This is a genomic window from Bradyrhizobium sp. SZCCHNS3052 (assembly GCF_032484495.1).
Taxonomy (GTDB): Bacteria; Pseudomonadota; Alphaproteobacteria; order Rhizobiales; family Xanthobacteraceae; genus Bradyrhizobium.
Window position 1 is genome coordinate 14,526 of record NZ_JAUETB010000021.1, and the last position, 22,717, is coordinate 37,242.

General features: G+C 64.9%; 24 protein-coding genes and 1 tRNA gene. 4 read left to right on the forward strand and 21 right to left on the reverse strand.

What is annotated here, in order from left to right; genetic code table 11:
- Position 1 precedes the first annotated feature (1 nt).
- The 5 genes from QX073_RS33605 to QX073_RS33625 all read right to left on the reverse strand — a co-directional run bounded on the left by QX073_RS33605 (position 2) and on the right by QX073_RS33625 (position 2,752).
- Entirely contained in the window at positions 2-208 is a 207-nt protein-coding gene (locus QX073_RS33605) for a hypothetical protein (protein ID WP_316227060.1), read from the reverse strand.
- A gap of 109 nt (positions 209-317) precedes the next feature.
- The gene (locus tag QX073_RS33610) at positions 318-1,037 is read right to left on the reverse strand and encodes a hypothetical protein (RefSeq protein ID WP_316227061.1); all 720 of its coding nucleotides are present in this window, start codon (positions 1,035-1,037) and stop codon (positions 318-320) included.
- Between the two features lies 1 nt (position 1,038).
- Entirely contained in the window at positions 1,039-1,374 is a 336-nt protein-coding gene (locus tag QX073_RS33615; protein ID WP_229194844.1) for a helix-turn-helix domain-containing protein, read from the reverse strand.
- Positions 1,375-1,930: 556 nt separating this feature from the next.
- A tRNA-Glu gene (locus QX073_RS33620) sits at positions 1,931-2,005 on the reverse strand.
- A 408-nt stretch (positions 2,006-2,413) separates the two neighbouring features.
- Positions 2,414-2,752 carry a hypothetical protein gene (locus QX073_RS33625; protein ID WP_315718294.1) on the reverse strand — a complete coding sequence of 113 codons (339 nt, stop codon included), beginning with the start codon at positions 2,750-2,752 and terminating at the stop codon, positions 2,414-2,416.
- A 31-nt stretch (positions 2,753-2,783) separates the two neighbouring features.
- Here QX073_RS33625 and QX073_RS33630 point away from each other — a divergent pair, with 31 nt between their 5' ends.
- Positions 2,784-3,764 carry an RluA family pseudouridine synthase gene (locus QX073_RS33630; protein ID WP_316227062.1) on the forward strand — a complete coding sequence of 327 codons (981 nt, stop codon included), beginning with the start codon at positions 2,784-2,786 and terminating at the stop codon, positions 3,762-3,764.
- Between the two features lie 219 nt (positions 3,765-3,983).
- Positions 3,984-4,883 (forward strand): RNA polymerase sigma factor RpoH, encoded by a 900-nt coding sequence (gene rpoH / locus QX073_RS33635; RefSeq protein ID WP_315754871.1) that lies wholly within the window; start codon positions 3,984-3,986, stop codon positions 4,881-4,883.
- A 75-nt stretch (positions 4,884-4,958) separates the two neighbouring features.
- Here rpoH and QX073_RS33640 read toward each other — a convergent pair whose 3' ends face one another.
- Positions 4,959-5,588, reverse strand: a complete 630-nt coding sequence (locus QX073_RS33640; RefSeq protein ID WP_315718295.1) for a peptidoglycan recognition family protein — start codon at positions 5,586-5,588, stop codon at positions 4,959-4,961.
- Between the two features lie 21 nt (positions 5,589-5,609).
- Complete coding sequence (locus QX073_RS33645) at positions 5,610-6,845, reverse strand: GGDEF domain-containing protein (protein ID WP_315718296.1); 1,236 nt, start codon at positions 6,843-6,845, stop codon at positions 5,610-5,612.
- Between the two features lie 228 nt (positions 6,846-7,073).
- On the opposite strand from QX073_RS33645, the gene QX073_RS33650 reads away from it, so the two are divergent.
- The gene (locus QX073_RS33650; protein ID WP_315718297.1) at positions 7,074-7,301 is read left to right on the forward strand and encodes a hypothetical protein; all 228 of its coding nucleotides are present in this window, start codon (positions 7,074-7,076) and stop codon (positions 7,299-7,301) included.
- Positions 7,302-7,406: 105 nt separating this feature from the next.
- Here QX073_RS33650 and QX073_RS33655 read toward each other — a convergent pair whose 3' ends face one another.
- Positions 7,407-7,796: a response regulator gene (locus QX073_RS33655; RefSeq protein ID WP_315718298.1), complete on the reverse strand. Its 390-nt coding sequence runs from the start codon at positions 7,794-7,796 to the stop codon at positions 7,407-7,409.
- A gap of 151 nt (positions 7,797-7,947) precedes the next feature.
- Between QX073_RS33655 and QX073_RS33660 the strand changes: the two genes are divergently transcribed.
- Positions 7,948-8,787, forward strand: coding sequence for an SDR family NAD(P)-dependent oxidoreductase (locus tag QX073_RS33660; protein ID WP_316193881.1), 840 nt, complete (start codon positions 7,948-7,950; stop codon positions 8,785-8,787).
- A gap of 100 nt (positions 8,788-8,887) precedes the next feature.
- Here QX073_RS33660 and QX073_RS33665 read toward each other — a convergent pair whose 3' ends face one another.
- The 13 genes from QX073_RS33665 to soxA form a co-directional block, all read right to left on the reverse strand.
- Entirely contained in the window at positions 8,888-10,855 is a 1,968-nt protein-coding gene (locus tag QX073_RS33665; RefSeq protein ID WP_316193880.1) for a methyl-accepting chemotaxis protein, read from the reverse strand.
- A 259-nt stretch (positions 10,856-11,114) separates the two neighbouring features.
- Entirely contained in the window at positions 11,115-11,456 is a 342-nt protein-coding gene (locus QX073_RS33670; RefSeq protein WP_315718300.1) for a rhodanese-like domain-containing protein, read from the reverse strand.
- A gap of 48 nt (positions 11,457-11,504) precedes the next feature.
- Entirely contained in the window at positions 11,505-12,062 is a 558-nt protein-coding gene (locus QX073_RS33675) for a YeeE/YedE thiosulfate transporter family protein (RefSeq protein WP_315718301.1), read from the reverse strand.
- A 10-nt stretch (positions 12,063-12,072) separates the two neighbouring features.
- A complete protein-coding gene (locus QX073_RS33680; RefSeq protein ID WP_316193897.1) occupies positions 12,073-12,615 on the reverse strand; it encodes a YeeE/YedE thiosulfate transporter family protein in 543 nt (180 codons plus the stop codon).
- 452 nt (positions 12,616-13,067) lie between these two features.
- Entirely contained in the window at positions 13,068-14,756 is a 1,689-nt protein-coding gene (locus QX073_RS33685) for a methyl-accepting chemotaxis protein (protein WP_316193879.1), read from the reverse strand.
- Between the two features lie 418 nt (positions 14,757-15,174).
- Positions 15,175-16,275, reverse strand: coding sequence for a YeeE/YedE family protein (locus tag QX073_RS33690; RefSeq protein WP_316193878.1), 1,101 nt, complete (start codon positions 16,273-16,275; stop codon positions 15,175-15,177).
- Positions 16,276-16,343: 68 nt separating this feature from the next.
- The gene (locus QX073_RS33695; protein WP_409978004.1) at positions 16,344-16,784 is read right to left on the reverse strand and encodes a DsrE family protein; all 441 of its coding nucleotides are present in this window, start codon (positions 16,782-16,784) and stop codon (positions 16,344-16,346) included.
- Between the two features lie 8 nt (positions 16,785-16,792).
- A complete protein-coding gene (locus QX073_RS33700; RefSeq protein WP_315718304.1) occupies positions 16,793-17,695 on the reverse strand; it encodes an alpha/beta hydrolase in 903 nt (300 codons plus the stop codon).
- Between the two features lie 10 nt (positions 17,696-17,705).
- Positions 17,706-18,140 carry a hypothetical protein gene (locus QX073_RS33705; protein ID WP_316193896.1) on the reverse strand — a complete coding sequence of 145 codons (435 nt, stop codon included), beginning with the start codon at positions 18,138-18,140 and terminating at the stop codon, positions 17,706-17,708.
- A 26-nt stretch (positions 18,141-18,166) separates the two neighbouring features.
- A complete protein-coding gene (locus tag QX073_RS33710) occupies positions 18,167-18,925 on the reverse strand; it encodes a cytochrome c (protein WP_316193877.1) in 759 nt (252 codons plus the stop codon).
- On the reverse strand, positions 18,864-20,147 hold the full coding sequence (gene soxC, locus QX073_RS33715; protein WP_315826663.1) for a sulfite dehydrogenase: 1,284 nt from the start codon (positions 20,145-20,147) through the stop codon (positions 18,864-18,866). The genes QX073_RS33710 and soxC overlap by 62 nt, the downstream gene beginning before the upstream one ends.
- Positions 20,148-20,152: 5 nt before the next feature.
- Positions 20,153-21,847, reverse strand: a complete 1,695-nt coding sequence (soxB, locus tag QX073_RS33720) for a thiosulfohydrolase SoxB (RefSeq protein ID WP_315718307.1) — start codon at positions 21,845-21,847, stop codon at positions 20,153-20,155.
- Between the two features lie 24 nt (positions 21,848-21,871).
- Complete coding sequence (gene soxA / locus QX073_RS33725) at positions 21,872-22,696, reverse strand: sulfur oxidation c-type cytochrome SoxA (protein ID WP_315718308.1); 825 nt, start codon at positions 22,694-22,696, stop codon at positions 21,872-21,874.
- Between the last annotated feature and the right edge of the window lie 21 nt (positions 22,697-22,717).

Genomic DNA, 22,717 nt, shown 5'->3' on the forward strand with positions numbered 1-22,717 from the left:
CTCAATCTCCCTTGAGAATCTTGGAAAGCGAAGCGCCCATGCGATCGCGCAGCGTGTCGAGCCGCATGTCGCTGCGAACGCCGGGCGCAAAATCATCCCCGTAAGTCTTGCGCAATGTTCCGATCAGGGTGTCGCCGCGCTTCTGGCGAATCTCGCCATCTCGGTCACGACAACGGTCATCAAGTCCGCTTTTGCAGTGCTTTGACATCAATATTGCCTTTCTCAGCTCGACAGCATATCCGCCGATCTGCTAAAAAGCGTATCACGGGAGCGGAGCAAGTACAACCCGTGGGATGCTGGGCTCTGGTGCCTGTGGATTACCAGCTGAAAAGTGAGGGACCGGCGCCTGTCGGGCCGAGAATTCCAAGCTTGAGGAGGCGGATACGGGCCGCGTCGCCCGAAACCTCGAACCCACCCCTCACGATATCAATCAGGTCATGTCCGTGAGGATCGCGTTCGCCAACGACTCCGAACAGTCCGTGCCGTTCCATGTACGACCTGATGAGCTGCCGAAGCGCCGATGCTGGCATCAGGAACGCACCGCTCGCATATCCTGCTTGCCATTCCATCCAATCCGTTTGGGCGGCATCCAGCATGGTATCGCGGTAGCAGATTTGCATGTTGGCGGTAGGTTTGCGCCTTAGTAGATCGGCGCTGGGAGGCTCCATATCCCAGAGAATGGCATGAAAGCGGACATGCCCGTACTCATGGGCCAAGGTCGTACGAAGGCGATTTTGCCGACGTTCGTCCTCTGCCAGACGAGCCGAGATTTTGACCTGCGGCTTACGGCCGGGCTGAAAGAGGGTCAGCCCCTCGACATTGGGGCCGTACTCCGAAAGATCGGCGAATTGATCGAGGGACTCCGTGTCGCGCTCGATCAGCACTGTTAATTCATCCGTCGAAATGGGATAGCTGACTTCCCCACGACGCTCCTTCAGAAAGCAGGCAACGATACTCTCGCACTCCCGATCAAGCTCCTGCGGCTTGAAGTGCGGGCGCTGGGAAAATCTGCCAGTCTTGTCCGGAACGTATCGCACCCTAGCGCCGCGTCCTTCCTTTGGGCGGCCCACCTCGGAAAGCAAGCATCGCGTCGGTTACTTCTTTTTCTGTGAGGTTGCGGACTCGGACATCCTCAGGAAACCGTCCCGCTAAGTAGTAGAGCCAATCGCGATTGATACCGAGCACGTCAGCGAACTGCTGCACCATGCGATCAGAAGATGGGCTGCGGCGATCGTGTTCAATGTCGTTCAGATATTGCGGTGAGATAGGCTCCTCATCTTCGCGCAAAATCCGCGATGCTAGATCTTTTAAGCTCCAGCTCTTTGCCTTTCGAGCCTCGGCGATGGCCCCGCCGAAAGTCTTCTCAGTCGCCATAACACTCCCTTTTGCGCAGCGATGCGCTTCAAGACGCTAATACGCGGATTAGCGTAATCCCCTTAGGGATTCACGTCAATTCTCTCGTATTAGGCTGCGTGTTGGGTACTTGGCCTGATGAAGATGTCGTCCATTTCGAACGATGGTCAGCGCCGAGGAAGACAGGCGTGATTTCCCTCGTCGTGTTCAACCTCACACTGAAGAGGGCTGGAGCGGCCGATTTCGATGGAATCAAATTCCGGTATCGATAGGCTTCCTCGCACTCGCTGCGTAGGTTGCGGGAGCAGGATTTGAACCTATGACCTTCAGGTTATAAGCCGGACGACCGCCTACCCAAGTCCATATACTTGGACAGCCGCAGTCAGGGCAGCCTGCACCGTATGATGTGACAAGCGCTGCTCGACAGCAACTGTCGCCACTATCGCTTTGGACGCATCCGGCGTGGGGACCTCTGCCCCCGACGGACAGCATGCGGAAAGTCCGCCGTTGTCCGCGAACGCTTATTCCACGGATATTCGACGACTTTCGTGGAATCCAGGCAAGTCATTGATTATATTGGCGCTCCCTAGGGGAATCGAACCCCTGTTTCAGCCTTGAGAGGGCCGCGTCCTAACCGCTAGACGAAGGGAGCGTGAGGTGAACCGCATAGCCTCGAAATCGCCGCGCCGCAAGACGGGGGATGCAGAATTTGTGGGGGCGGGCGGAGGAGAGAGTCCCCGTGGGGACCCCCACCCCCGACCCCTCCCCGCAAGGGGGAGGGGAGTTCACTGCCCGGGTGGTGAGGGAAGTGGTCATCAATGGGGATGGAGTCAGGCGGCCGCGACGGCGGTGGGCTCCCTCTCCCGCTTGCGGGGGAGGGTTGGGGTGGGGGCGCCACGTCGCCGGTGCCAATGGAGAGAGTTCCCCCACCCGCATCGCATCTTCGATGCGATGCGACCTCCCCCGCAGGCGGGGGAGGCGCTGACTGCCCGCGGGCGGGGAGATGGGCCAAAGTCAAAAAGAGAAAGGGCCGAAATGGCCGGGCGAAACCGCCCTGCCCTCACGGCTCCACCGCGAAGCGGAGGCGGCCGGTGGGTTTCAGGGTCTTGGCGTCGAAGGTGCGGATCTCGGTGGTGCCGCCCACATCGAGCGTCACCGCCAGGCGGTCGCCGGCGGTGCCGGTGGCGACGATGCGGGCGCCCTTTGGGAGCATGGCGGTGAGGTCGGGGCCCGAAGCTGTGCTTCCATCGCCGCGGAAAAGGCGGTAGCCGATGGCGACCAGAAGCACTGCGATCGCGATCGAGGTGGTCACGCCCGCGATCATCATCATGCGCCGCAGCCGCGCCATCAGCTGGGCCTGCTCGGGCGAGGACGGCTCGGGCGCAACGGTAGAATTCATGGACATCTCGACTTCACAATCCCACGGTCTGATGACGGTCACGGTCGCCGGCGACGAAGGCTCGCCGCGGCTCGATCGCGTGCTCGCGGCCAGGCTGCCGGAGCTGTCGCGGTCGCGGCTGAAGGCGCTGATCCTGGCCGGCCAGGTGTCGCTCCGCGCGGCGGCGGTGCGGGACCCCGCTTATCACGTCGCCGCCGGCGACACGATCACAATCGACGTGCCGGAGGCCGTCCCGGCCGAGCCCGCCGCCGAGGCGATCCCGCTGAAAATCATCTACGAGGACGACGACATCGTCGTCATCGACAAGCCGGCCGGCCTCGTTGTGCATCCCGCCGCCGGACACGAGACGGGAACGCTGGTGAACGCGCTGATCGCGCATTGCGGCGCCAGTCTTTCCGGGATCGGCGGGGTCAAGCGGCCCGGCATCGTGCACCGGCTGGACAAGGACACCACCGGGCTGATGGTGGTGGCGAAGAACGATCACGCGCACGCCTCGCTGAGCGCACAGTTCGCCGACCACGGCCGCACCGGCGCGATGGAGCGCGGCTATCTGGCGTTCGCGTGGGGGGTGCCGCACCGGTCGCATGGCACCATCAATGCGCCGATCGACCGGCATCCGCATGCCCGCGACAAGATGGCGGTGCGCGCAAAAGGGCGCGAGGCCATCACCCATTACGAGGTGCAGGAGAGCTTTCCTGGCCGCGACGGCAAGCCGGTGGCGTCGCTAATCGCCTGCCATCTCGAGACCGGGCGCACCCACCAGATCCGGGTGCATCTGGCCCATCTCGGCCATCCGCTGCTCGGCGATGCCGTCTATGGCCCGCACTTCAAGACCAAGGCGAACCAGCTCGCGCCGGCCGCGCGGGACGCGCTGGCGGCGCTCGGGCGGCAGGCCCTGCACGCCTATCTGCTGGTGATCGAGCACCCCCGGACGGGAGAAATAATGCGCTGGGAATCGGAGCTTCCGGAGGATCTTTCTCTTTTGGGGGAGGCCCTGCGAGCGGCGCTATGACGCAGGACCTTCAGAAAAACGCAAGCATGTCAAAAACTTAATGGAGCCACACGGGGTCGTGACCCCCGGAATCCTTCCACCGGGGGGCGAAAATGGTGTATGTTGCGCCTGCGTCGAATGGTCGACGCATGGAACGTCGCAAACCGGCCGGCTTTAACCAAGCGACCGCTTTGCCTGGCCCGCCGCTATCGGGGGCCTGAACCAACTGGAGGGCGCTCGATGGCCCGTACAGCTACACTGCCGGTTCTCAACGGAGAATCGGGACTTTCACGCTACCTCGCCGAGATCCGCAAGTTCCCGATGCTGGAACCGCAGGAGGAGTACATGCTCGCCAAGCGTTGGCGCGAGCATGACGACAGCGACGCAGCGCATAAACTCGTTACCAGCCACCTCAGGCTCGTGGCCAAGATCGCCATGGGCTATCGCGGCTACGGCCTGCCGATATCCGAAGTCGTTTCGGAAGGCAATGTCGGCCTGATGCAGGCGGTGAAAAGGTTCGAGCCCGAGAAGGGCTTTCGCCTCGCCACCTACGCCATGTGGTGGATCAAGGCGTCGATACAAGAGTACATTCTGAGATCGTGGTCGCTCGTGAAGATGGGCACCACCGCGAACCAGAAAAAGCTGTTCTTCAACCTGCGCAAGGCCAAGAGCCGCATCAACGCGCTGGATGAAGGCGATCTGCATCCGGATCAGGTCAAGTTGATCGCGAAGCGCCTCGGCGTGACCGATCAGGACGTGGTCGACATGAACCGCCGCCTCGGCGGCGACGCCTCGCTGAACGCGCCGATCCGCGACGACGGCGAAGCGGGCGAATGGCAGGACTGGCTGGTCGACAATACGCCCAACCAGGAAGCCATCATGGCCGAGCACGAGGAATACGACCACCGGCGGCAGGCGCTGAACGGCGCGATCGGCGTGCTCAACGCGCGCGAGCGCCGCATCTTCGAGGCGCGGCGCCTGGCCGACGAGCCGATGACGCTCGAGGACCTGGCGGCCGAGTTCGGCGTGTCGCGCGAGCGCGTGCGCCAGATCGAGGTGCGCGCGTTCGAGAAGGTGCAGTCCGCCGTCAAGGGCGCCATCGCCAGGCAGGAAGCGGCGGCCCTGGAGGCCGCGCACTAGACGCGCGGCTTGCTTGAAGGTGGTTTTTGGATGCGATCGGAGCCGGCGGAGACGCCGGCTTCTTGTTAGGTGCAGTTAGTCGGGCGCGGCGCGGGCGAGCTCGGCGAGCGCACAGCCCTCGCAGTAGCGGGCGTCCTTGTAGTCGATCCAGTTGTGCGCATAGATCCGCTCCCGGGCGATACCATAGCGCAGCCGAAGCAGCTTCGAGAGCACGCGCCAGGCGGCGACCTGGGCGTCCGTCGGAGGCGTGGTGACGTCGGGATAGTTGCCGGCGAACTCCACTCCAATGGAATTGTCGCGCACGACCTTGCGATAGGTGGGGCCGTTGTCGATATAGCGGCTGTCGTTGCGGTTGGCGCCGTCGCCATGCAAGGTCACCAGGGTGTCCGGCACCGCCCAATACACCGTGCCGTCGGTTTCCACCCACACGGTGACGCCGCGCCGTTTCGGATTCTTGGCCTGCGCCAGCGCCCCCGCTCGCGCCGACCCGGCCGGGCCCTCGGTCTGGTGGACGATGATGTTGGTCCAGGGATGGGCGAGGTGCGGATCGCCCCACGGCGCCAGCCAGACCATCTTCAGTCCCGGGATGTCCGGCGTGCCGGACGAACGGGCGAGCGACGTGAGATCCTCAGCCGCAACAGGCAGAGGCAGCGCGACGAGAAGCAGCGCGAGCGCTGCGCGGAGGGAGAACAGGACCGGCCTCATGGTCGGCAACGTTAGCACCGGCTACCCGGCAGCGGCATCCTGCCGACGCGGCGGCGCCATCATCGGCTCGATCTGGTCCGGCGCCAATGTCGGCGTCTCGTGGTCGGCGGCGAAGACGGCATAGCGGTTCTTGCCCTCCTTCTTGGCGGCATAGAGCGCCTGGTCCGCCCGCGCCATCAGCCGGTCGGGGAAGGCGCCGACATCCTCGGTCCATTCGGCGACGCCGATCGAGACCTCGATCGGCACCTCGGCGCCGGCACAGGCCTCCGCATCGTCGCGGCAGACCTGCAGGATGCGCCGCGCGATCATCGCGCCTTCGCGCAAGGCGGACGCCGGCAGCACGATGCAGAATTCGTCGCCACCGGTGCGCGCCAGCATGTCGCCGGGGCGCAGCCGGGTCTGGGCCATCAGCGTGAAGTGCTGCAGGCAGGCATCGCCGGCAGCATGGCCATGGGTGTCGTTGATGATCTTGAAGCCGTCGAGATCGATCACCAATAGCGCGAACGGCCGCCGCGAGCGCTCGGCGCGCGCGCATTCCTCGCTCAGGCGCTGCATCAGGTGACGGCGGTTGGCGACGCCGGTGAGATCGTCGAGCAGCGCGAGGTCGGCGACCTCGTTGCGCAGCCGGTCCACCGCCATCAGCAGGAAGCCGAAATTGAGCGACATCGACAGGAAGATCAGCAGCAGCACCGCGGCGGCCTGACCGCTGGTGGAGCGGCTGAAATTGAAATCGGCGCCGATGAACGCCCCGATCGAGCGCGCGGCAAACACCGCGATGATCAGAACGGACAGCAGGCCGGCCAGCCGCGCTCCCGGATTGACGGGCCCGCGCCTCGCATCCAGCACCAGCCGCGCGATGATCGCCATGGGGACCGCCTGCCCGATCGAGTAGCACAGGATCCTCAGCGGGCCGTGGTCGTATCCGTATTGGAAAAATGCGATCGACGAGCAGGTCATCGCGACGACGGTCAAGCTCAGCCGCCACGACGCCCTGGAGCCATAGAAGCGCTCGACGCCCATCGCCGCGAGGCAGATCGCGAAGGTCATCAGCGAGCCGCCGACCAGCAGCGGAACGAACGAGCCGAAATAGAACCGCGTCAGCGCGAACGCCGCCGCCGGCGCGCACATGAACGCAGATGCCGTCCAGTACCGCGCCGAATCCAGATTGGGATAGCTGCGCATCACGTAGGCCCAGATCAGGCCCAACGCGAGGAAATTGACCACGAAGGCGGTCCACAGCGTCGGAACGTTCAGCATCCCGACAGCAGGACGCCGCAGGTCCTGTCCTCGATGTTCAATAACGCCGCGCTCATGAGCTACCCTGTTGCTCGAGGCAACATGGGCGCGGCGCAGTTAACGGTTCCTCAAGGGCCCAACCAAGGTTGCGCCTTGGTTTTGAATCAATGAAGACACCTTTTACGATCCGCTAACCTTGTCACGCCCCCGAGCGCCAGCGGCGCAACTGGCCGGCGAATGCATCGAGCTGTGGATAAGCGCAACCGCGCTGGTGACAGCGTGAGGCAGAGCTTCGCGAATCTGCTGGGATCGACACCCGAGGCTGATGCATGGCTGGCGTGCGCCAGCGAAGCCTCAAAGTCGCGTTGCAATCCATCAACTCCTGACGAGGATTCCATGGCGAAGAAGGCGAAGAAGGCCGCAAAGGCCACCAAGAAAGCTGCGAAGAAGACCAAGAAGGCTGCCAAGAAGAAGTAGTTGCACTTCCCGGGTGGGAGCGCGGCTTCCACCCGGCTCTCAGTCAGCTCGACCCGCTAGCCGATCCTACGTCTCCACCGGTCGGCGGTTGCCACGCAACACGCCTCACCTGATATCGGGCGTGCGCTCGAGCGTCACCTCGGCTTCGCGCAGCACGTCCAGCGGCGCCCACGGCTTGCTCCAGAACTTCGTGCCGCCCGGCAGCGGCTGCGACAACGGCCGGCCAGAAGTGACGACCACATTGATGTGGGGGTGACGCGCCTTGGCGAGATGGGCAAGCTCGACCCCGTTCATGCGGCCCGCCAGATTGACGTCGGTCATCAGCAGCACGATGCGATGACCCGGCTTGTTCAGGACGAGTTCGGCGGCCTCCGCGCTCTCACACGCGATCACGTCGTACTCGCTCTCTTCGAGCAGCAGCGTGATCATCTCGCGCTGCGCCAGATCGTCTTCCACGATCAGTGCGGTGGCGCGAAAAGGTTGCGACTGTCCCATGCAGGTCCTCCACGAATGTGTGCTCGCAAAGTAATGTGAGTTAAAAGCTGAACGGCCGGATGGTTCGGTTCCAATCAGAAAAAGTGGCAGAAAACCCAGCTGCAATTGGAACAGGCACGCAGAACCGGTCGATCAGGGGAGTGAAGCGACAATGACGATCATTCGAGGCGCATCTGCCGCCGTGACAGGCGCAGCCAGCGGCATTGGCCGTGCGCTGGCGCAGGAGCTGGCGGCCCGCGGTTGCGATCTCGCGCTCGCCGACCGCGACGAGGCGGGCCTCGCAAGCCTCGCCGCCGAGCTCACCGCAAGCGGCCGCAAGGTGACCACGCACCGGCTGGACGTCAGCGATGTGGCTGCAGTCACCCAGTTCGCAGTAGACGCAACCCGCGCGCATCCCGGCCTCAACATCGTCGTCAACAATGCTGGCGTGGCACTGTTCGGCAGCTTCGCCGAGATCGATCAGGCGGAGATGGAGTGGCTGTTCAACATCAATTTCTGGGGCGTCGTGCACGGCACGCGCGCGTTCCTGCCGCATCTTTCGCGCCAGCGCGAAGCGCACGTCGTCAACCTGTCCTCGATCTTCGGCATCATCGCTCCGCCCGGCCAATCGGCCTACGCCGCGGCAAAGTTCGCAGTAAGGGGATTTTCCGAGAGCCTGCGTCACGAACTCACAGCCGCCGGCAGTCCCGTGCGGCTGTCCGTCGTGCATCCCGGCGGCATCGCCACGGCGATTGCGCGCAATGCCCGCGCCGGCCAGGGCATGACCGACAATGCGCGCCGCGTGCAGGCCATCGAGCGGTTCGAGCGGCTTGCCAGGACCAGCCCGCGCGACGCCGCGTCGCGGATCATCGAGGGCATCGAGCGCAATGAGCCCCGCATCCTGATCGGCGGCGATGCGCGCTTCATGGATCTCCTGCAGCGCTTCATGCCGGCCACCTATTGGCGCGTGATGGCGAAGCGGCTCGAGAAGGCGGCCGCGAAGCAGGGATGAGCCACGGGACAGGAGCCCCCGCCCCGGCTCGCGCCCGTGGCGGATACGCCGGAGCGATCGGCGTGTCGGCGAGCTTGTACTTCAGCCACCCAACGACCGGTCAGGCCGCCCTGATATGGGCTAGGAACTGGTTGACCTCGCTACGCAGCCGGGTCGACTGCTGCGCGAGCTCGCCGGCCGCCGACAGCACCTCGTTGGCGGCGTGGCCGGTCTGCACGACCCCGGACGTGACGCCCGCGATGTTGCGCGTGACGTCCTGGGTCTTGCCGGCGACGACGTTCACATTGCCGGCGATCTCGCGGGTCGCGGCGTCCTGTTGCGCGATCGATGAGGCGATGATGGTCGAGATCTCGTCGACCTCCTGGATCGTGGTGCAGATCATACCGATGCTCTGGACCGCGGCGGCGGTTTCGGCCTGAACCGCGGCGATCTGAGCACCAATCTCTTCGGTCGCCTTGGCCGTTTGGGTCGCCAGCGTCTTCACCTCGCTGGCGACGACGGCGAATCCCCTGCCCGACTCGCCGGCGCGCGCGGCCTCGATCGTCGCATTCAGCGCCAGCAGATTGGTCTGGCTGGCGATCTGGGTGATGAGTGCGACGACCTCGCCGATCTTGCTGGCCGCAATGTTGAGCCGCTGCACCTTGTCGTTGGATTGCTGCCCTTCGTCCGCGGCCTTGCGAACCACGGACGACGCACGCTCGAGCGTCTTGCTGATCTCGTTCATCGAGGATGACAGCTCTTCGGCCGCCGAGGCAACGGTGTTGACATTGTCCGACGCGGAGCCGCACGCCTGCGATACCGTCAGGGCCTGCTGCTTCGACTGATCGATCGTCACCGACATCGAACGGGCGGTCGCCTCCATTTCGATGGCCGCAGCCGACACGGCGTCGACGACGCCGCGGACGCTGGCCTCGAAGCCATCGGCCACCTCCATCAGCATGCGGCGCCGGTCCTCCTCGGCACGAGCCTGGGCCTTCTCCTGCTCCGCCTGCAGATCCCTCATCCGGACGGCGTTGTCCCTGAAGATCGAAACGGCGCGTGCCATCTGTCCGACCTCGTCCTTGCGCCAGTCGGCCGGGACGCGAACGTCCAGGTTGCCGTCGGCGAGCTCGCGCATGGCGCTCGTCATCTGGACGATCGGGCGGGAGATGCTGCGCGCGATCAGCAGCCCGGCGAGCGCGATCAGCACGAGGCCGGCCAGCGTCATCCCGATCGCCAACGCCCCGGCGCGATTGCGAGCCTGGATGAACTCGCTGTTGTCCATGATGATCTCGACGGCCCCGATCGGCTTGCCGGAGAAATCCTTGATCGGGCCCAGCAGCGCGACGACCGGAACACCCTCGAGCTGTCCTTGGCGCGACAGGAAGCTGCCGGCCGATGCCTCCCGATAGTCGCCGCTTGCGAAGAAGGAGGTCTCCCCGATCGTCGTCGCGAACAGCTTGAAGCCGGTGTCGCCAGCCAGGCGGAACGCAACCTCGACATTCCGGCTGCGCTTGAACTCGTCGAAGAAGTTTTGGCCAAAGGTCAGGCCGAACTCGACCGAGCCCAGATGTTTGCCGGCGGAAACGATCGGTACGACGCCGCGGAGGCCGAGGCCGGCAACGCCGCCCTCCAGCCCGACGATCGGCTTGCGGTCGGTGTTGGCGGCCACCACCGTCTTGCGGAATCCCGACAGATCGTCGCCGAACTTGGCCGGCTGGTGCACCCGCAGGAAGGACATCGCCGGCGGCGTGTGAAACTGAAACTGGTCGACGCCGTAATCGGATTTCAGGCTGGCCATGCCCGCGCCGAACAGCCGCATCAAGGCGTCGCGGTCGTTCTGCGCCACGGCGTCCTGGACAGCGGGGATCTTGGCGACCACCGCACTCATCGCTTCCGCGCGGGTCGCCTCCAGCTGCAGGCGCGAATTGAAGGCGTCATATTGGGCGTGGAGCTCGCGCTCATTGGCGCGGTCGATGATGCCGCCGATGATCCACATGGCGACCAGCAGCACGAAGAGGGCCGTCGCTGCCGCACCGATCACCAGAGAAAGGGTGAGCCGGGTTCTCAAGCCAACAAACTTCAACATGCGATCCTCGAACGTCGACCGGTGTTCGAGTATTGCAGCGTTGCAACTAATTATTCCTGAACGAGTCAACCAATGGACTGGACCAACAACAAATTAGCTGCTGCGGGGCGGGAACGGCTATCGGAGCCTTCCGCCGCACACTCTGCTCTTAACCTGCCGCAATCCATGCTGGTTGCAGATCACTTCACCTCAACCCTTCACAAGTCCCGTCGGAACATGCTGACAGAGCAGAGCGTCCGACCTGTCCGGCAGGGCGCGTTCAGGCGACAGGACCGCCGCGCGCCCGCCAGCCGCTCATGCCGCCGGCATAGTGGCGGATATCCTGCCGCCCGGCCGACAGCGCCCGCCGCAGGGCGGTGGCCGAGCGGCCGCCGGCCTGGCAGATCAGAACCACCGGCTTGTCGTGCACGAGGCTGCCCGGGTCGAAACGCGACAGCGGGTGATTGACGGCGCCGGGGATGTGGCCGCCCTTGAACTCATGCGGCTCGCGCACGTCGACGATGACGCAGCTCCGCTGCTGATGCGCCCGCACCAGCTCATCATGCTCGATCGCCGGCACGCTGGTCGACCCGGTCAACCTGCTGAACAGTCCTGATAGCATGGGAGGAACCTCTCACTGTTTGACATAGGGGCACTCGGGCGACTCAGCCTAGCCCTGTGTCCGCTTCGCCTTGGCCGCGGACGCTTCGACCCAGAAGAAGAACGCACCTGCACCGATCGCGAGCGCGGCGAACCAGACGCCATCCGGCACGCCGGTGATGTCGGGCAGCCGCACCTTGCCGAGCGCCCAAACATTCAGGACATGGGCCTTCACCCAGTCGAAGCTCAGCGCATAGAGGATCGCCCCGACGATCATGCCGAAAGCGCCCACTGCAGCATGAACGCTGCCGCTGGCAATGGCGCCGAGCGCAGTGCCCGGGCAGTAGCCGTAAACCACCATGCCGACGCCGAACAGCGCCGCGCCGAGCGCGACCGCAAGCATGTTGGCGTCCTTGACGTAATACTTGGTGTTGCCGGTATCGACCAGCAGCAGAACGCCGATGCCGCCGACCACGATCGCCGTGCCCATCACCTTCAGCACGGTGAAGTCGCGCAGCCGGAACTGGTTCTCGATCACGTTGCAGCTCGTGACCTTGCCCTGCTGCAGGAGATAGCCGAACACGGCGCCCATCAACAGCGGACCGGCGATGCTCATCAATGACGTCATGGCCCTCCTCCTATGCTTTGCGGAACATGACGCGCGACACAACCAGGCCGGTCGCGAACATCACGGCGAGGAACAGCCAGCTCGACAGCGCCAGTTGCAGACCGCCTGAAATGCCGTGGCCGCTGGTGCAGCCGCCGGCCAGACGCGCGCCATACATGATGACGATGCCGCCGAGAAACGCAGCGACGAAGCGCTTGAACACCGACGGACCAAAGCGCTCCCGCCAGACCTCCGGCACCAGTTCGAGCCGCCACGTGCCGGAGATGACCGCCGACAAGAATGCGCCGAGCGGAATGCCGACCAGAAACCAGACGCCATAATCCCATTTCAGCGGCATCGACTTCCAATAACTGTTGGCGGCGACGGCGTCGGATCCGATCACCGGCACGGCGAACAGCGACGCGATGCGCGAGAACGCCGTCGTCACGCCGAGTGGGTCGCCGAACCCGGCAAAGGCCACCCAGCTGAGGATGCCGATGCCGGCGCCGACCAGATAAGGCGACCAGTCGATGTGCCCGGACTCGCCCAGATCCTTGACCATGACGTCGTTCATCATTGCCACGACGGGCCCTCCCCGCTGACGCGGCCCAGCGCCGCGACCGACGCGCGCTACTATATGCATATATTCGAATTTATGCAATTATAAATCGGCCGGTGCCGATAGGTGAAAGGCGAGATCCTGCGGCAGCGTGACGGCGAGGAATCAGCGGCACGGACGACCTCGGGGATGGCAGCCCCGAGCAAACCGCAGCGGCGCATGATCCGCCGCAGCCCCACGCTCTGTTCATGTCGGCGCGGCCTCTCGCAGGTCCATCGTCACCACGCGACTCGGTCGCGCCGCTTGCCGCGGCCGCGGGAGAAGTCCTCGAGATGAGGCTCGCAGGCCAACGCAGAAGCGATGCCCGGCGCGTGGTGGCCGGGCCTGCGCACCTGTCCAGCACTCCGACGCGGGCCGGCGAATGGCGGCGAGATCGGATCTGCGCGGCTCTCAGTCGCCGCGAGTTCCTAGGCGGCTCTCACGCCGGCGATGAACTTCTTCACTTCCATGCTCAGTCTGGCACTGTCGTCGGCCAGCGATTTCGCGGCGGACAGCACCTGGGATGCGGCGGTTCCGGTATCGACGGCACCGCGCTGCACATCCGCAACGTTGGCTGAGACCTGCTGCGTTCCCGCCGCCGCATGCTGGACGTTGCGCGAGATCTCCTGCGTGGCAGCGCCCTGCTGCTCCACGGCCGATGCGATCGTCGACGAAATCTCCTGCAATTTCTCGATGGTGATGCTGATGTCGCGGATGGCACCGACCGATTGCTGGGTGGCGGACTGGATGCCGGAGATCTGCTGGCCGATCTCGCCCGTGGCCTTCGCCGTCTGCTCGGCCAGCGCCTTGACCTCGGATGCGACCACCGCAAATCCACGGCCGGCCTCGCCGGCGCGTGCGGCCTCGATCGTTGCATTCAGCGCGAGCAGATTGGTCTGTCCGGCAATCGTATTGATCAGCTCGACGACGTCGCCGATGCGGGCAGCGGACTTCGAGAGCTCGCCGACCTGTTCATTGGTCCTGCGTGCCTGTGCCACCGCCTCATTGGCCATCCGGGCCGAATCCTGGACTTGCCTGCTGATCTCGTTGACGGACGCGGAGAGCTCCTCGGTCGCAGATGCCACCGACTGCACATTGGTGCAGGCTTCCTCGGAAGCCGCGGTGACGGATGTGGCCAGGTTCTGTGCGCGGCTCGCCGTGTTGCTGAGCCCGCCGGCGTGACCTTCCAAAGTGCTCGATGCCGTGGACACGGTATCGACGATCTCGCCGACCACGGCCTCGAAGCGGCCAGTGATCTCGTCGAGGCGCCGGCCGCGTTCCAGTTTCACCTCTGCCTCTCTCGAAGCGATATCGTCGGCCTGCTTCTTCGCAATCAAGGCGGTCTTGAAGACCTCCAGGGCGTCGGCCATCATGCCTACTTCGGTCTTCTGACCGCGATAGGGGATCTCAATCGCCAGGTTACCCTCACCGAGCGCCTGCATCGGCCTGATGATGGAAGCGATGCACCGGGAAATGTCGCGAACGAACCAGCTTCCGACGCCGATGCCGGTGAGAACGGCAAGGACGATGACCGTCGACATCAATGCAAATGCCTCGGCATAGCCATCCGCGGCGATCTTGGTTTCGGCGTCGGCGCCACGATTGTTGAGGTCAATCAGCTTTCGAAGAAATTCGTCCGACTGATTGGCGACGCTCCGGACCGTCTTGTTGAACAGATCGCTCGCCTGCTTGGTCGCGTTGCCGTTCCCTGCGCGCAGCACCTCGAGCACACCATCGGCAGCCCTGACATATTGCTCCCAGCCCCGCGACCAGCTCTCGAACAGGCTGCGCTCCTCGGCCGACGAGATCATCGCCTCATAGGAGCGGCGCGCCGTCGCGATGACGGCGAGCGTTGCCTTCATATTGCGGTCGAGATTGTCCTTCTCCTCAGTCGTATCAGCCGTCATGTAGGCTCGCAGCTGCGCCCGATTGAGATTGATCGCCGAACGCAACTCGCCGAGCACGCGCACGCTCGGCAGCCAGTTCTTGGCGATCTGTTCGGTATGCGTATTGATTGTCTGCATGCCGCGGACGGCCAGCAACCCGACGATGGTCATCGCCACCAGCAGCAGCGCAATGACGGCCGCCATTTTTGCTCGAATGGAGAGTTGCGACATCACGCGTGCCTTTCGTAGTCCCGGCGATTCGTATCGGTCCGCCGCATGATTGCGTCGTCCCCTCGCGACGGTATCACCCGACCTTCGCAAATTGGTTAACGGGCGGGATCTCCGGACTGGAATCTACCAACGTCATGATCGGGCACGATGGTCCGAATGCCGTGGTCGGCACGCATCTCCTGTGGCCGATCCGCGGACTACGCGATCTGCGCTCCGGCGTGACGACGCAAAGACGCGTGTCTTCGGGCTCGATCCGATCTGATCGGACAATGTTCTTCGTCGGAGGCTTGAAGTGCGCCGACACGCCACGCGTCGACGAGCCTGTGACAGACAGGTCCCGGAGATTCATGGATGCTGCGCCTTGACGCTGCATGTCCAATGCCGCTCAGCAGAAGCAGGCTCGCTTCCGCAGGATGCCTCAAGAAGGCATGACGGAGGGGGACTGAACCGGGCTCTGCGCCGGCTTGGTGGCGAACAGCCAGCGGTCGACGACAAAATCGGTGACGGCCGCACCCAACCACATGCCACCGAGCACGATCCACGCTGTGAGCGCAAACACCGATGCCCCGGTTACGCCGGCGCCAACGGCGCAGCCGCCCGCCAGCATCGCACCGAATCCCATCAGGACGGCGCCGATCATGTAACGGCGCATGCCGCGCCCATCCGAGAAGCCTTCGAGATTGAGTTCACGCGCCAGCGCGGCCGCAACGAACGAGCCGATGAACACACCCGGAATGATGCCGAGATCGAAGCCCGGCTTCAGTTGCGGGCTGGCGAGCACCTGCATCAGCAGCTCCGCCGAAGGACCGCTGAATGTCAGGCTCTTCAGCGGCACCGGCGAGAACGAGGCCTGGCCGAGCTGATAAGTGAGGAGCCAGCCCCCGGCGACCGCCGCGCCCGCGGCCACCGCCGAGCGCAGGATCTTCGGGCCAACCTGAAACTTCGACACGGCGGCGAGCCCGGCCAGGAACCACAGCATGCCGAAGCCGAGCTTCTCGGGCGTACCCCCGCCGAACAGGCTCATGATGTCGCGCGACGGTCCGCCGTCGACGAGCCAAAGATTGGTGAGCCACTCGCGTGCCGGCGCGAGCAGGCCGCGATAGGCCGACTGCGCCGTCACCGCGAAGACGAGGCCGGACAGCAGCGCCCGCAGATTGCCGTTGGCCGAGAGCACCAGCAGACGGCTGGCACAGCCTCTCGCCAGGATCATGCCGCAGCCGAACAGCGTGCCGCCGATCATCGCGCCGGAAATGCTGCCCTGCTGCGCCAGCTGGCGCGCTTCGGAGACGTCGAGCAGGCCCATCGCCACCAGCGTCTGGGTGCCCAGCAGCGCCGACGCGAAGGTGAGGAGCCACACCGCCAGCCGCGGACCGCCCTGCCCGCGCGCGAACTCGACCGTGGCCGCCCGGAGGCAGAAGCGGCTGCGCTGGGCGAAGAAGCCGAACGCGCCGCCGGCCGCGAGCCCGCACAGCAGCGACACCAGCTCCTCACCCAGAAGGTCGATCAATGCGGTGAGCACAGGCGCTCCCGTCGTTCAGGCCTGCCGCTCAACATGCCGGGCGGCATCGGCAAGGACGCATGCGCCCGTCACGGGCGCAGGTAGGCGTATCCACTCTGCTGCAGCTCCGTGAGGCGCACGACGCCGCCCTTCTCCGCCACCGCGAACCCTGGCAAGAGATCGTCGAGTTTCACGCCTTGCGCCTTCATGGTGTTCGCACAGGCCTCGAAGCCGACGCCGGCTTTCATGAGGCGCTCGGCCAGAGCCGAGATGGTCTGGTCGGCCGAAATCGCATGAAAGGCCCGCAAGCCCGGACCGTGGATCACCAGGCGAATGTCTGCGCGTCCAGGTCCTCCGGTGCCATCGACGTGGTTCTGGAGGTTGCCGAGAACGAACAGGGCGCGGTCCTGATCGGCGAGATGATAGGCGACGCGCTGGCGCGGAGATTCCGTCGCCGCGCGTGCGCTGCTGACACCGAAGATTCCAAACAGGCCGGCAAGACCGGCTTGCATCAAAGATCGACGTTCCATGGTGGCTCCTAACGCGCGGCTGCAATGAATCCTGCGATGCGATCAGCGGCATCCTCGGCGGCGAGATCGCGAAAGAAGTGATCTGCGTCGTCAATCGTCTCCAGTCGGACACGGCTGCCGGCGCGTGACGCCAGCGGCGCGAACGACGCTGCCACGTCCGGTACCGTCTTGTCTTGCGCTGCCGCAAGCACCAGAACCGGCAGGCTCACATCGGCGACCAGCGCCGCCGTATCCTGACGCCGGTCGGCGCGATAGAATGCTGCGAATGCGCGCGCCGTCACCTTGGCATCGCGGCAATAGATGAAGCCCGGCACCGACATCCAATCACCGCCGCGCCCGGCGGCGATCGCTGCCTCAGCCTTGTCGAGCAGCGGCGCCAATCGCTGGCCGTAGCTCTCCGCATAGGCGTCTCTCAAACCGGCCTCGATGCTCGCCGTCGCGGGCGCCAGCAGGATCGCACCGTCGACCGCCGCTTTGGGATTGGCGGCCAGATAGCGCGCGACCTGATTGGCGCCGCGCGAATGACCGAGGACGAAGACGTGCGACGACGTCTTGCGCGCTTCACTCAGCCAGGCGGCGATCTCCACGACGGCATCGTCCGTCACATAGTCATGGGGTTTGGCACAATCGTACATGCCAGTGCGGCGATCGAGACCGAGCACGAGATTGTGCGCGAGCGAGGCGATCCCCCGCTCGGCCAACGCCTTGGACAGGCCCTGGATGGTCTCCATGTCCTTGTGCGCGAGCGTGCCGTGCGTCATCAGCACCAGCGGCACATCCGGTCCAGACTGCGCCGGCAGTCGGAGCGTGCCGAGCGCCGTACGCCCGCCGATCGTGAGCTCGCGCGGCTCCTCGGCCGCGAAGGCGATCGACGCAATGAACGAGACGACAAGAGCGAGCCACCACCGCATCGCAAATTCCTCAGGGACGCACGATCGTCCAGTTCTTCTCGGACAGCTCCAGCAGGGTCGCGACCCCGGTCTTGACGACCGTGACACCGTCGAGCAGAGGCGGCTGCCGTCCCTCCTTGCTCGCGAGCGTCTCCAAGGTATTGCCGCAGGCGATGAAGCTCACATTGGGCATCGACTTGGCGAAGCCGAGCACCCGCTCCTTCACCGGCGAGCGGTCGGCCAGCAGCATGTCGAGGCCGCCATTGAACGCGACGATCACGATCTCGACCTCCGCGCCCTCGCCCGAATAGTGGCGGGAGACATTCGCGGCCACGTCGAGCACCGCGCGCATCTTGGCCGGATCCTCGTCGCTGATCTGCAACGCGAGCCTATGTGGCTCGGCTGCAGTGGCGATGGACGCACCCCCGCTTCCGGCCAGGGCGACGGATGCGGCCGCCAACAGCATCTGGCGGCGGCTGCATCCGGCAATCCTCACTCGACGCCTCGCGGCTTGCCGTCCTTGTCTTCCGGCGTGACGTCGACCGCTGTCGCGCGTCCGGTGATCTTGACCGGCGCGATGCAGTTCTTCATGCAAGGATCCTTCTGCCAGAACGCCTTCTCGCTCGTGCTCCGATCATCCATGATGAACCCGCCCTCGTTCGGCATCTTGATCGTGGCGAGATTGCTGTTGCTCAGCTCGAAGTTCTGATCGGTGATCACGTCGTTCAGATACAGCACATAGGCGACCAGCGCGTAGTACTCGTCGACCTTCAGCGACTGCGGGCTGCCGAACGGCATCGCGTGGCGGACGTAGTCGAACAGCGTCGAGGCGTAGGGCCAGTAGGAACCGACCGTCTTGACCGGATTGTCTGATGTCAGCGATCCCTTGCCGCCGGCGAGCACCGGCCAGCGGCCGGCACCCTCGCCGAATTCGCCATGGCAACTGGCGCAATTGTCCATGAACAGCTTCTCGCCCTGGGCGACGGTGCCCTTGCCGACTGGCAGCCCCTGCCCGTCCGGACGGACGTCGATGTCCCAGCCGCGGATCTCCTCGGCGCTCGGCGCGCGGCCGATGTTGAAGCGCTGCGCCGGCTTGGCATCGGACTTGGCCTCGGTCTTCTCGCTCGGACCGCCGGCGAACGCCACCGAGCCCGCGAGCGTTGCCAGCGCTGCGACTGCAATGATCAGCTTAGGCGACCTCGACATTCTCGACCTCACCGTTTGCCTGCACATGCCAGGTCTGGATGCCATTGTTGTGATAGATGGAGTTGTAGCCGCGGACCTTGCGCAGCTCGGCCTTGGACGGCTGGACGTAGCCGGTCTCGTCCTGGACGCGCGACTGCAGCAGCAGCGGCTCGCCGTTCCAGTCGAACTCGTAGTAGAACCGGGTCAGCGCCTTGTCGAGCACCGGGCCGTCGATCCGCGCCGGCCACCAGTTCCGGCCACCATCGAGCGACACGTCGACGCGCTTGACCTTGCCGTTGCCCGACCACGCCAGCCCTGAGACGATCGTGAAGCCCTTGCCGTGCTTGATCGGCGCCTGCGGGCTCGGGCTCGTGATCACCGACTTGGCATCCATCGCCCAGGTGAAGCGCCGCGCCTTTCCGTTCGGCAAGAGATCGGTGTATTTCGAGGTTTCCTCGCGGGTGTGCCAAGGCTGGTCGCCGACCTTGATACGGCGCAGCCACTTGACCCAGAGATTGCCCTGCCAGCCCGGCACGACCAGGCGCATCGGATAGCCCTGCTCGGGATACAGCGCCTCGCCGTTCATCTTGTAGGCGATGATGCAGTCGTCGAGCGCCTTCTCGATCGGCAGGCTGCGATCCATCGACGCGGAGTCGGCGCCCTCGACCAGCAGCCATTTGCCGTTGGTCTTGACGCCGGCCTCTTCGAGCAGGGTGCGCAGCGAGACGCCGGTATATTGCACGCAGTGGATCATGCCATGCGTGAACTGGCAGCCATTGAGCTGGGCGCCGCGCCACTCCATGCCGGAGTTGGCCGCGCATTCCATGAAGTGGATGCGGTTGACGCGCGGGTAGCGCTTGAGCTCGTCGAGCGTCAGCAGCAGCGGCCGCTCGACCAGCCCATGGATCATCAGCCGGTGATCGGCCGGATCGACGTCGGCTACGCCGCCGTGATGGCGCTCGAAGCACAGCCCGTTCGGCGTGATGATGCCTTCGAGCTCATGCAGCGGCGTAAAACTGACCGAGGATTCGCGCGAAGCCGTCAGCCATTCGACGTCGCGGCGGACGACGTCCTTCTCGAACTTCGACGGCTTGCCATAGGGGCGCACAGCGACGCCCTCGCCGAGGGTCCGCGTCCATTCCGGCACGTTCGGCGGCTGGTTGGCGGGATTGCCGACGCCGGCACGCGCCTGCGAGGCCAGCGCCGTGGCGGCAAGACCGCCGGCTGCAGTCAGGAAACCACGGCGCGACGCGCGTGGGGCTGAGGGAAGTAGTTTGTCCTTGGACATCGTCGTCACACTCCGGAGACTTTGACGGCCCGGTTGGGCTCGAGACGAACGGTTTTCTGGCGCTGCAGATAGCTCGACACGACCTCCCAGATCGGCGGCCCCTGCGTGCCTTCGTTGACGCTGGCCCAGCCCGCGACCTGATACTCCCGCGTCGGATCGATCGCGGCCCCGGTCTTGATCAGGCGCATGTCGGAGATGCGCTGCCCCTGCGGCTTGTTGACGTCGATGGCGTAGGACATGCCGCCGATGCGGACCATGTCGCCGCCCTGCTGGTAGTAAGGATCGACGTTGAACAGGTTGTCGGCGACGTCCTCGATGATCTCCTTCAGCCGCGTGCCGGTCATGCCCATGCGATAGACGGCCGGATAGGTGATCGCGGTGGCGTTGGTGACGTCCTCGAACGTGATGTCCTGGCCCGGCATCACGCTGGTGCCCCAGCGGAAGCCCGGCGACAGCGCGATCTCCGCATCGCGCTCCTGCAGCAGCGCCTGGCAGATGAGGTCATCGAACGTGCCGTTGAAATTGCCGCGGCGATACAGCAGCGTCTCGGTCCGCCCCAGCGGGCGGGCGAGATCCGCGGCAAACGGCTTGCGCACCTCGGCGATCTTGGCCGCCATCGCCGGATCCGGCGTGATCACGTCGGAGAACAGCGGAATCAGCTTGTAACGATAGCCCTTCACTTCGCCGTCCTTGACGTCGAGATCGAGCCGCGAGACGAACTTGCCGGAGGAGCCCGACGCGATCAGCAGCGTCTTGCCGACCTTCACGGCCTCAGGCAGCGCATCATGGGTGTGACCCGTGAGAATGACGTCGAGACCCTTGACGCGGCTGGCCAGCTTGCGGTCGACGTCGAAGCCGTTGTGTGACAGCAGCACCACGAGGCCGGCGCCGTCCTTGCGCGCCTTGTCGACCTGGGTCTGAACATCCTCCTCGCGCACGCCGAACGACCAGTTCGGAATCATCCAGCGGGGATTGGCGACCGGCGTATACGGGAAGGCCTGGCCGAGCACCGCGATCTTGACGCCGCCGCGCTCGATCATCGTCGAGGCTTCGAACGCCGGCTCGTTCCATTCGGTGTCGCGGATGTTGAGGCCGAGGAAAGGGAAGCCCAGACCATCGACCGCCTGCTTGACGCGCTCGGTGCCGTAGGTGAACTCCCAATGCCCCGTCATCGCATCCGGCTTCAGCAGCGCCATGCAGTCGATCATGTCCTGGCCGCGGGTCTTCAGCGACGACCATGAGCCCTGCCAGGTGTCACCGCCATCGAGCAGCACGACCTTGTCGCCGCGCTCGGCGCGGATGGCCTTGATGACGGTGGCGGCGCGGTCGAGCCCGCCGATCCGCCCGTAGGTCTTGGCGAGCGCCTCGAAATCCTCCGAGGTCAGCGCATAGGCCGACGACGAGCCCGGCGCGATGCCGAAGCGGGTGAGGAAATCCTTGCCGGTGACATGCGGCGGCTGGCCCTTGGCGTCACCGACGCCGAGATTGGTCGACGGCTCACGGAAATACAGCGGCATCAGCTGGCCGTGGATGTCGGTGACATGCACCAAGGTGACGTTGCCGACCGGATCGAACGCCAGCAGCTCCTTCTCGGTCAGCTTCTGCTGAGCAAAGGCGCGGGTCGCACCCGCAAGACCGGAGCCACCCGCCAGGGCAGCCGCCGCCAATGCGACCTGAACGAATTCGCGACGCGATATCATGATGTATCTTCCTTGTGTCCGCGGCTAGTTGCGGACCGACGGTGTCTCGACGGGCAGCCCGATGCCGCGCCAGGCGACGTAGACTTCGAGCGCGAGGAACTCGTCCGACAGCGGCTTGTAGGGCACGCCGCGAACGTCGAACATGCAGCCCTCGAACCGTTCGTGCAGCGGGATCAGGCGCTGATCGCGCAGCCGGTAGGTCGGAAAGCCGTTGATCTGGCCTTGGCTCAGAAAATCGGCGCGCATGAACTTGCCGTTGTTCTTCTCGTGGCAGGACGCGCAGGCGAGATCGAGCTGCCCGACCCGCGTATAGTAGATCTCCTTGCCCTTCTCGAACCATGGCGACATCGGACCGTCGGTCTTCACCGCCACCGGCATGCCGCGCGACTGGTAGCGGACGAACGCCGTCATGTCCGTCAGTTCCTTCGACTTGAAGGCCCAGGGCTGCGCCTTCATGTGCTCGGTGCGACAGATGTTGATCTGCTGCTCGAGATTGACCGGCTTGTTGAGCTTATCGCTCCATTTGGGCATGGCGGCGCCGACGCCCTTCATGGTCTTTTCCGCCTCGCCGTGGCAGCTCATGCACGACTTGCCTTCGCTGCCGTCGACCGTCTTCCAGACGTCGGCGGCCCGCTCCACCGCGAGGAAGCCGGGATTCTCCAGGTCGTCATCCTGGAGCGCGCGCGTTTCCTTGGTGCGGAACTGATAGCCCGAGATGATGGTCTTGAAGACGTGACCGGGAGGCGCCGGAATGCCCTTCCGTTCGGCCTCCTGGCCGAACGTCGCGACTGCCGACAGGGCCAGCGCGGCCGAAGCCAGGACGGCGAGAGAACCGTAGCGAATGGACATCCGTCACTCCTCCTAGCGATC

Bases quoted from the DNA above. Each gene is read 5' to 3' on its own strand.
- QX073_RS33605 (WP_316227060.1), bottom strand. From the start codon at position 208: ATGTCAAAGCACTGCAAAAGCGGACTTGATGACCGTTGTCGTGACCGA.
- QX073_RS33615 (WP_229194844.1), bottom strand. From the start codon at position 1,374: ATGGCGACTGAGAAGACTTTCGGCGGGGCCATCGCCGAGGCTCGAAAG.
- QX073_RS33625 (WP_315718294.1), bottom strand. From the start codon at position 2,752: ATGAATTCTACCGTTGCGCCCGAGCCGTCCTCGCCCGAGCAGGCCCAG.
- QX073_RS33630 (WP_316227062.1), top strand. From the start codon at position 2,784: ATGACGGTCACGGTCGCCGGCGACGAAGGCTCGCCGCGGCTCGATCGC.
- rpoH (WP_315754871.1), top strand. From the start codon at position 3,984: ATGGCCCGTACAGCTACACTGCCGGTTCTCAACGGAGAATCGGGACTT.
- QX073_RS33640 (WP_315718295.1), bottom strand. From the start codon at position 5,588: ATGAGGCCGGTCCTGTTCTCCCTCCGCGCAGCGCTCGCGCTGCTTCTC.
- QX073_RS33645 (WP_315718296.1), bottom strand. From the start codon at position 6,845: ATGCTGAACGTTCCGACGCTGTGGACCGCCTTCGTGGTCAATTTCCTC.
- QX073_RS33655 (WP_315718298.1), bottom strand. From the start codon at position 7,796: ATGGGACAGTCGCAACCTTTTCGCGCCACCGCACTGATCGTGGAAGAC.
- QX073_RS33660 (WP_316193881.1), top strand. From the start codon at position 7,948: ATGACGATCATTCGAGGCGCATCTGCCGCCGTGACAGGCGCAGCCAGC.
- QX073_RS33665 (WP_316193880.1), bottom strand. From the start codon at position 10,855: ATGTTGAAGTTTGTTGGCTTGAGAACCCGGCTCACCCTTTCTCTGGTG.
- QX073_RS33670 (WP_315718300.1), bottom strand. From the start codon at position 11,456: ATGCTATCAGGACTGTTCAGCAGGTTGACCGGGTCGACCAGCGTGCCG.
- QX073_RS33675 (WP_315718301.1), bottom strand. From the start codon at position 12,062: ATGACGTCATTGATGAGCATCGCCGGTCCGCTGTTGATGGGCGCCGTG.
- QX073_RS33680 (WP_316193897.1), bottom strand. From the start codon at position 12,615: ATGAACGACGTCATGGTCAAGGATCTGGGCGAGTCCGGGCACATCGAC.
- QX073_RS33685 (WP_316193879.1), bottom strand. From the start codon at position 14,756: ATGTCGCAACTCTCCATTCGAGCAAAAATGGCGGCCGTCATTGCGCTG.
- QX073_RS33695 (WP_409978004.1), bottom strand. From the start codon at position 16,784: ATGGAACGTCGATCTTTGATGCAAGCCGGTCTTGCCGGCCTGTTTGGA.
- QX073_RS33700 (WP_315718304.1), bottom strand. From the start codon at position 17,695: ATGCGGTGGTGGCTCGCTCTTGTCGTCTCGTTCATTGCGTCGATCGCC.
- QX073_RS33705 (WP_316193896.1), bottom strand. From the start codon at position 18,140: ATGCTGTTGGCGGCCGCATCCGTCGCCCTGGCCGGAAGCGGGGGTGCG.
- QX073_RS33710 (WP_316193877.1), bottom strand. From the start codon at position 18,925: ATGGCATCCAGACCTGGCATGTGCAGGCAAACGGTGAGGTCGAGAATG.
- soxC (WP_315826663.1), bottom strand. From the start codon at position 20,147: ATGTCCAAGGACAAACTACTTCCCTCAGCCCCACGCGCGTCGCGCCGT.
- soxB (WP_315718307.1), bottom strand. From the start codon at position 21,847: ATGATATCGCGTCGCGAATTCGTTCAGGTCGCATTGGCGGCGGCTGCC.
- soxA (WP_315718308.1), bottom strand. From the start codon at position 22,696: ATGTCCATTCGCTACGGTTCTCTCGCCGTCCTGGCTTCGGCCGCGCTG.